Annotated in this window: 7 protein-coding genes, 1 tRNA gene and 1 other RNA gene; 6 read left to right on the forward strand and 3 right to left on the reverse strand. The window is 71.1% G+C overall.

The genetic code is table 11. The features are described 5' to 3' along the window. Positions 1-5 precede the first annotated feature (5 nt). Together E1262_RS20590 and E1262_RS20595 are read right to left on the reverse strand one after the other, a co-directional pair. Positions 6-1,232 (reverse strand): RNA polymerase sigma factor, encoded by a 1,227-nt coding sequence (locus E1262_RS20590; protein ID WP_132105035.1) that lies wholly within the window; start codon positions 1,230-1,232, stop codon positions 6-8. Continuing rightward, positions 1,229-1,561 (reverse strand): YciI family protein, encoded by a 333-nt coding sequence (locus tag E1262_RS20595; RefSeq protein ID WP_420810550.1) that lies wholly within the window; start codon positions 1,559-1,561, stop codon positions 1,229-1,231. The genes E1262_RS20590 and E1262_RS20595 overlap by 4 nt, the downstream gene beginning before the upstream one ends. A gap of 81 nt (positions 1,562-1,642) precedes the next feature. Between E1262_RS20595 and E1262_RS20600 the strand changes: the two genes are divergently transcribed. The 4 genes from E1262_RS20600 to E1262_RS20615 all read left to right on the forward strand — a co-directional run bounded on the left by E1262_RS20600 (position 1,643) and on the right by E1262_RS20615 (position 4,953). Further along, positions 1,643-2,425 (forward strand): alpha/beta fold hydrolase, encoded by a 783-nt coding sequence (locus E1262_RS20600; RefSeq protein WP_203454105.1) that lies wholly within the window; start codon positions 1,643-1,645, stop codon positions 2,423-2,425. Positions 2,426-2,582: 157 nt separating this feature from the next. Next, the gene (locus E1262_RS20605) at positions 2,583-3,203 is read left to right on the forward strand and encodes a dihydrofolate reductase family protein (RefSeq protein ID WP_132105041.1); all 621 of its coding nucleotides are present in this window, start codon (positions 2,583-2,585) and stop codon (positions 3,201-3,203) included. A gap of 90 nt (positions 3,204-3,293) precedes the next feature. Continuing rightward, positions 3,294-3,872 carry a dihydrofolate reductase family protein gene (locus E1262_RS20610; protein ID WP_132105043.1) on the forward strand — a complete coding sequence of 193 codons (579 nt, stop codon included), beginning with the start codon at positions 3,294-3,296 and terminating at the stop codon, positions 3,870-3,872. A gap of 220 nt (positions 3,873-4,092) precedes the next feature. Continuing rightward, the gene (locus E1262_RS20615; RefSeq protein WP_132105045.1) at positions 4,093-4,953 is read left to right on the forward strand and encodes a glycerophosphodiester phosphodiesterase; all 861 of its coding nucleotides are present in this window, start codon (positions 4,093-4,095) and stop codon (positions 4,951-4,953) included. Between the two features lie 550 nt (positions 4,954-5,503). On the opposite strand, the gene E1262_RS20620 is transcribed toward E1262_RS20615, so the two are convergent. Then, positions 5,504-5,591, reverse strand: a tRNA-Ser gene (locus E1262_RS20620). Between the two features lie 84 nt (positions 5,592-5,675). Here E1262_RS20620 and ffs point away from each other — a divergent pair. Both ffs and E1262_RS20630 read left to right on the forward strand, forming a co-directional pair. After that, positions 5,676-5,772: signal recognition particle sRNA small type (gene ffs / locus E1262_RS20625), an RNA gene on the forward strand. A gap of 45 nt (positions 5,773-5,817) precedes the next feature. After that, on the forward strand, positions 5,818-7,290 hold a 1,473-nt coding region (locus E1262_RS20630; protein WP_132105047.1), incomplete at its 3' end, for a DNA polymerase III subunit gamma and tau.

Below are 7,290 nucleotides of genomic sequence, written 5' to 3' on the forward strand. Positions count from 1 at the left end.
CGCCGTCAGGACGGGTCGACCTCGGCCAGCCGCCGCGCGAGATAGCGCCGCTCGCCGTCGTTGCCGGCCGCCGCCAGCGCCGCGCGATACTCGGCCGCGGCCGCGACCTTGTCGCCGGCCCGACGGAGCAGGTCCGCGCGGGTGGCGGGCAGCAGCCGGAAGTCGTCCAGCTCGCCGGCGACGGCGTCGACCTGCGCGAGCCCCGCGGCCGGACCGTCCGCCATCGCGACCGCGACCGCCCGGTTCAGCCGGACCACCGGCGTCGGCTGGTGGTCGAGCAGCTGGTCGTAGAGCCGGACGATCCGTGGCCAGTCGGTGTCCTCGGGCCGGGCGGCGACCGCGTGACAGGCGGCGATCATCGCTTGCAGCTGGTATGGGCCGGGCCGCTCGTGGGCCAGCGCCCGCCGCAGCAGTCCGACGGCGCCGGCGATGGCCGCGCGGTCCCAGCGGCCGCGGTCCTGCTCCTCCAACGGAACCAGCTCGCCGCCGGGGCCGGTCCGGGTCGCGGCGCGAGCGTCGTGCAGCCGGAGCAGCGCGAGCAGGCCGAGCGGCTCGGGTTCGTCCGGTATCAGCTCCACGACCACCGCGGCCAGGCGGAGCGCCTCGCGCGTGAGGTCCGGACGCATCAGGCCGTCGCCGCTGGTGGCGCCGTAGCCCTCGTTGAACAGCAGGTAGACGACGCCGAGCACCGCGGTCGTCCGCTCGGGCAGCTGGTCCGGCGGCGGCACGCGGTACGGGATCGCGGCGGCGCGGATCTTCCCCTTCGCCCGGACCAGCCGCTTCGCCATGGTCGCCTCGGGGACCAGGAACGCCCGCGCGATCTCCGTCGTCGTCAGGCCGGTCAGTGTGCGCAGCGCCAGCGCGACCTGCGCCTCGAACGCCAGCGCCGGATGGCAGCAGGTGTAGAGGAGGCGGAGCCGGTCGTCGTCCGGCTGCTCGCGCCGCTCGCCGGGCGGCTCGTCCGCCGTCGCCGCGAGCAGCCGCAGTTTCGCCTCGCCGGCTTTCGCCCGCCGCAGCCGGTCGAGCGCCCGGTTGCGCGCCGTCGTGGTCAGCCAGGCGCCGGGGCGGTCCGGGACGCCGTCGCGCGGCCAGGTCTCCAGCGCGGCGGCGAAAGCCTCGGCGGCGGACTCCTCGGCGACGTCCCAGTCGCCGGTGCGGGCGATCAGCGCCGCGACGATCCGGCCCCACTCGTCGCGGAACGCATCAGCGACCGCCGCCTGGACGTCGGTCATCGGACCGGGCGGATCTCGACCTGCCCGAACCGCGCGGCCGGGTGGCCGGCGGCGATCTCGACGGCCTCGTCGATGCCGGAGCACTCGATCAGCGCGAAGCCGCCGATCTGGTCCTTCGTCTCCATGAACGGGCCGTCGGTGCGCAGCACCTCGCCGTCGCGCACCCGCACGGTCGTCGCCGTCCGGCTCGGGTACAGGCCCTCGTGGGCCCGCAGCACCCCGCGTCGCTCCAGGTCGGCCATCCACTCGTGGAAGCGGCGCATGCCCTCGTCGCTGACGACGTCGGGCTCCCGGTCCTCGTCGGCGCTGATCAGCAACATGTATCGGATCGATTGGTCCACGGTGTCCATCGTGCGCCATCCCGTTCGTCGTGGGGTCGACCCTTCGATACACATACTGCGAGGAGCATGATGTTCACCACCACATCCGCCGACGGCACGACGATCGCCTACGACCGTGATGGCTCTGGCTTCCCGATCGTCTTCGTGTCCGGCGCGTTCAACGACCGGCACACGCTGGCGCCGGTCGCGGCCGAGCTGGCGTCGTCCCACACCGTCGTCTGCTACGACCGGCGCGGCCGCGGCGACAGCGGCGACACCGCGCCCTACGCCGTCGAGCGGGAGATCGAAGACCTCTCGGCTGTGTTGTCGGCGGTCGGCGGCTCGGCGGCCGTGTTCGGCTTCTCGTCCGGCGCGAACCTCGGCCTGCTGGCCGCCTCGCGGGGCCTGCCGGTGACGTCGTTAGTGCTGTACGAGGCGCCGTTCGCGCTGGATCCCGAAGACCGGCGCACTGCGGACGACCTGCCCGGGCGGCTGGCGGGGCTGATCGCGGCGGGGCGCCGCGCGGACGCCGTCACGACGTTCCAGCTGGAGGGGATCGGGCTGCCGCCGGAGATGGTGGCCGGGATCCGGCAGTCGCCGTTCTTCCCGCAGCTGGAGGCGATCGCCCCGACGGTCGTCTACGACGCGACCCTCACCTCGCCCCCGTACGACGGCCCGACGCCGGAGCTGCGCGCCGTCGAGGTGCCGGTGCTGGTCCTGACCGGTGCGGAGACCTGGCCGGTGCTGCGGCGGGCGGCCGAGGCGCTGCCGTCCCTGCTCGCCGACGCCCGCTACGTCACCGTGCCTGGCGGCGCGGACCACACCATTCCGGCGAAGGAGGCGGCCGCCGCGATACGGGAGTTCCTTGCCTGAGCAGGTCGACAGCTGTAAAGCGGACGCATGCGCATCGGCATCCGGAGCGTCACGATTCGAACCTACTCGAATTCGTGGCGGCATTGGTGCCCGCCCGGGTCGGATGCTCGACAGGAAGCGCACTGCGAAGGCGGGTCGCCACGAGGAGGACAGAGCAATGACCACACCTATGGGCAAGGTGATCTGCAACATCACGATCTCGGCCGACGGGTACTCGGCCGGGCTCAACCAGACCGAGGAACGCCCGTTCGGCGACGACGGCGGTGACGGCTGGGGCGACAAGCTGCACGCCTGGTTCAGCGAGTCTCCTGAGGAGAACCGGGCCGAGATCGACCAGATGACCGCGGCCAAAGCCTTCATCATGGGGCGCAACATGTTCGGTCCGGTGCGCGGCGAGTGGGATCGGCAGTGGAACGGCTGGTGGGGCGACAATCCGCCGTACCACGCCCCGACCTTCGTGCTCACCCACCACCCGCGCGAGCCGCAGCCGATGGACGGTGGCACCACGTACTACTTCGTCACCGACGGAATCGAGTCGGCACTGGCACAGGCGCGCGCGGCGGCCGGTGACGGCGACGTCGCGATCATGGGCGGCGCGACCACCATCAACCAGTACCTCGCCGCCGGCATGGTCGACGAGGTGCGGTTGCACATCGTGCCGATGACGCTCGGCGCCGGTACGCGGCTGTTCGAGGGCGTCCCGCCGCTGAAACTCGAGCAGGTCAAGTCGCGGCCGGCGAGCCTGGTGACGCACGTGACCTACCGCGTGCTGGCCTGAGCAGGTGGCCGGCGTCCGACGGCGATGAGTCTCGCCGTCGTTCCCAGTCTGTCTCCTCACACCCGATCAGCCGCACTCAAGGAGAGCACCATGACCGCTACCTACACCTTCGACGTCTTTTCCAGCCTCGACGGCTTCGGCGCCGCCAGCGGCAACTGGACCGGCTACTGGGGCAAGCAAGGCCCCGAGCTGCTCGACCGCCGCCTCGCCTTGTACGGCGAGGAGCAGCGGATGGTCTTCGGGGCCAACACGTATCGGGCATTCGCGCAGATGCTGGCCTCGAGCACCGAGGAGTCCGAGGTGCGCGACCCCTGGGTCACCCGGATGAGGAACCTGCCGGCAACGGTGGTGTCGACCACACTCGAAGGACCGCTCGATTGGCCGGACGCGACCGTCGTGGGCGGCGACGCCGTCGACGTCGTCGCCCGGCTCAAGGAGGAGTCCGAGGTGCCGTTGCGCTCACACGGCAGCCTGTCGATCAATCGGGCGCTGATGGCCGCCGGTCTGGTCGACCGCGTCCAGGTGACGCTCTTCCCTGTGATCACCGGCCAGACCGGACTGGACCCGATCTTCCAGGGTGCGGCCGACTTCGACCTCGAGCTGATCGAGAGCCGGACGCTCGACGGCCACATCCAAGAGCTCATCTACCGGCCCACCCTGCATGTCTGAGTCCATCGATGCACCCCCGTCACGGCTTGCTGATCAACTCCTGACTCGCCGGGTCGGTCGACGAGTTCGCCGTTCTCGAGCGCGAGTTCCTCGCCGGCACGGCCGGGGGTGTCACAGTAGGTTCGACCGAGTGTCACCGAACGTTCCACCGGATGAGTCAGGGTCGAGCGAGGTTTCGGGCGATCTGTCCGGAGCTGTCACCGACGAAGAGGAGACCCCCATGTCTCGCACAGCTCGCGTCTTCGGTGCGGTCCTGGTCGCAGCGGTGCCGCTGCTGGCCGCGGCCGGGCCGGCCACGGCGGCCACCGGGCCCGAACCGGATGTCGACGTCATCGCCCACCGAGGCTCGTCGGGCGCCGCACCCGAGAACACGCTCGCGGCCATTCGCCTGGCGATCGCGCACAAGTCGGACGTCGTGGAAAACGACATCCAGCGCACTCGCGACGGAGAGCTGGTGATCATGCACGACCTGACACTGGCCCGGACCACCAACGTCGAGGAGGTCTTCCCGGACCGCGCGCCTTGGAACGTCCGCGACTTCACCCTCGCCGAGATCAAGCAGCTCGACGCGGGTTCGTGGTTCGCTCCGGAGTTCGCGGGTGAGCGTGTGCCCACTCTCGCCGAGTGGGTGAACGCTGTCGGCGACCGCGCCGGGATGCTGCTGGAGCCGAAGTCTCCGGAGCTCTACCCGGGCATCGAGTCCGACCTCGACGCCGAGCTGCGCTCGCTGCCGGCGTTCAACCGGGCTTTGAAGGCCGACCGGGTCGTCGTCCAGTCCTTCAACCACGTGTGGCTGCGCGCGTACAAGGAGCTGGCGTCCGACGTGCCCGTCGGTCTGCTCTTCGGCACCAAGCCGACGACGACCGACATCGCGGCGGCGGCGACCTGGGCGCAGCAGATCAATCCGGCACTCGGCGTGATCGACCAGGCCACGGTCGAGCAGGTCCACGCACACGGCATGGAGATCCACGTGTGGACCGTCAACGCCGGCCAGGACATGCGCCGGGCCATCAACTGGCAGGTCGACGGCATCATCACGAACTACCCGCAGGTGCTCCGCGACATCCTTCGCCGCGGCTGAGTCCTGCCGACGCCGGGCCGGGCGCCGTGGTCGTCGCGGCGCCCGGCCCAGTCCGGATGAGGCCGGTCCGCGTGGCTGCCCGTGAGGGTTGGCGGAGGATAGGGGATTCGAACCCGGCCGCCGCCATGACGACCGGGGCCGGTTGATCAAGGAGAAGGTCGGCTTCGGAGTCGCGGGAAACCCGACCTTCTCCGTGATCAACACGGCGTGGCGCACCCGTGCCGCCCGGCCACCACTTCGCTCGTGATCGTCGGCAGTTTCCGTATCTTGCGGGCACGGCGCGCGGAGCGCGCCGTCTTGATCGTGAAATAGGTCTATCCGGCAACGCGTGATGCCTGGGGCGTCGTCGACAGCGATGGCGGCTCGATATCAGCACGTCACAGACCCGATCCGCCGTGCGGTCGCGGACCATGTCGACGGGCTGCTGTGGGCGGACCAGGACGACGACGAGAAGCCCGTCGACGAGGGCAAATGAGACCGGAACTGAGACCACAAACACCCCGAGGCCGTTCCCTGAGGAGACGGCCCCGAACGTCGGTGCTGGTGAGAGTGGCGGAGGATAGGGGATTCGAACCCCTGAGGGATTGCTCCCAACACGCTTTCCAAGCGTGCGCCCTAGGCCACTAGGCGAATCCTCCGCCGCAGAGGGTATCGGACAAGGGCGCTCCGGCTGAAATCGACAGCGCGTTGTGATGCCGCGCGGCCGACCACGTACACTGGCAGCCGACCCCTCGCGTGGCGGCACCCCGCCTAACTCCCCCAGGGCCGGAAGGCAGCAAGGGTAAGTGGGCTCTACCGGGTGCGCGAGGGGTCCTTTCACGTCCGGATGGGAATCTGTCGGCGGGGGCGACTAGGGTTCGCAAGGTGTCGTCGCTCGCTCTGTATCGCACCTATCGGCCAGGCCGGTTCGCTGACGTGGTGGGGCAGGAGCATGTCACCGTCCCGCTGATGCGAGCGCTGGCCAACGACCGCGTCCACCACGCCTACCTGTTCTCCGGGCCGCGCGGCTGCGGCAAGACGTCGTCGGCCCGCATTCTGGCGCGGTCACTGAACTGCGAGAAGGGACCGACGGACGAGCCGTGCGGGCAGTGCCAGTCCTGCCTCGACCTCGCCCCCAACGGGCCTGGCAACATCGACGTCGTCGAGCTCGACGCCGCCACGCACGGCCTGGTCGACGACGCCCGCGACCTGCGAGAGAAGGCGCACTTCGCGCCGGTGTCGTCGCGGTTCAAGATCTACATCATCGACGAGGCGCACCAGCTCGGCCCGGGCGCGGCGAACGCGCTGCTCAAACTGATCGAAGAGCCGCCGGCGCATCTCAAGTTCATCTTCGCCACCACGGCGCCCGACAAGATCATCGGCACCATCCGGTCGCGCACGCACCACTACCCGTTCCGGCTCATCCCGACGAAGACGTTGCAGCAGAACCTCGGCTGGATCTGCGAGCAGGAAGGCGTGCCCATCGAGCCGGCCGCGCTGGCGCTGGTCGCGCGGGCCGGCGCCGGGTCCGCCCGCGACGCGCAGTCGATCCTCGGGCAGCTCATCGCCGGTGCGGGCGACGACGGCGTGACGTACGACCTCGCGGTGGCGCTGCTGGGGTTCACCGACGCCGCCATGCTCGACCAGGTCGTCGAGGCCATCTCCGCCGGCGACGGGCGATCCGTCTATGCCGCGGTCGACCAGGTCATGGACGCCGGCCACGACCCGCGCCGGTTCCTCACCGACCTGCTCGAGCGGTTCCGCGACCTCATCGTCCTTCGGGCGGCGCCCGATGCCGTCGCCGAGGGGCTGCTGGATCTGCCGCCCGAGCAGGCCGAACGCATGGCCATCCAGGCCGCCCGATTCGGCCCGTCCGACCTCGTGCGGCTCGCCGCCGTGGTCGACGAGGGCATCACCGCCATGAAGGGCGCCACGCCCACGCGGCTGCAGCTGGAGCTGGTGTGCGCGCGGCTGCTGCTGCCCGGCGCCGAGGACACCGTCTCCGGCGTCCAGGCCCGCCTCGACCGTGTCGAGCGACGGCTCACCGGCGGCGAGCCGCTCCCGCCCGCCGCTGCGCCGGTCGCCCAGCCGGCTCCGGCGCCGGTCGCGGAGACTCTGTCAGGCGTGTCCAAGCGGGCGGCCGCGTTCGCACGGGTCAACCCGCCCGCCGACGCCCCGCCGACGGCTCCTGCCGCGACGCCGGCTCCCGAGGCCGCGCCGTCGGTACCCAGCGCCGGCCCGGCACCGGCCGAGCCGTCCGCCGAGGTCGTGCCGCTACGGCCCGAGCCCGTCGACGACGAGCCGGCGTCCATGGTCGAACCTCCCGCCGCGGCCGAACCTCCCGCCGCCCCCGAACCT

The sequence above is a fragment of the Jiangella aurantiaca genome (genome assembly GCF_004349105.1).
In the GTDB taxonomy this organism is placed as follows: Bacteria; Actinomycetota; Actinomycetes; order Jiangellales; family Jiangellaceae; genus Jiangella; species Jiangella aurantiaca.

Bases quoted from the DNA above. Each gene is read 5' to 3' on its own strand.
- E1262_RS20615 (WP_132105045.1), top strand. From the start codon at position 4,093: ATGTCTCGCACAGCTCGCGTCTTCGGTGCGGTCCTGGTCGCAGCGGTG.
- E1262_RS20605 (WP_132105041.1), top strand. From the start codon at position 2,583: ATGACCACACCTATGGGCAAGGTGATCTGCAACATCACGATCTCGGCC.
- E1262_RS20590 (WP_132105035.1), bottom strand. From the start codon at position 1,232: ATGACCGACGTCCAGGCGGCGGTCGCTGATGCGTTCCGCGACGAGTGG.
- E1262_RS20600 (WP_203454105.1), top strand. From the start codon at position 1,643: ATGTTCACCACCACATCCGCCGACGGCACGACGATCGCCTACGACCGT.
- E1262_RS20610 (WP_132105043.1), top strand. From the start codon at position 3,294: ATGACCGCTACCTACACCTTCGACGTCTTTTCCAGCCTCGACGGCTTC.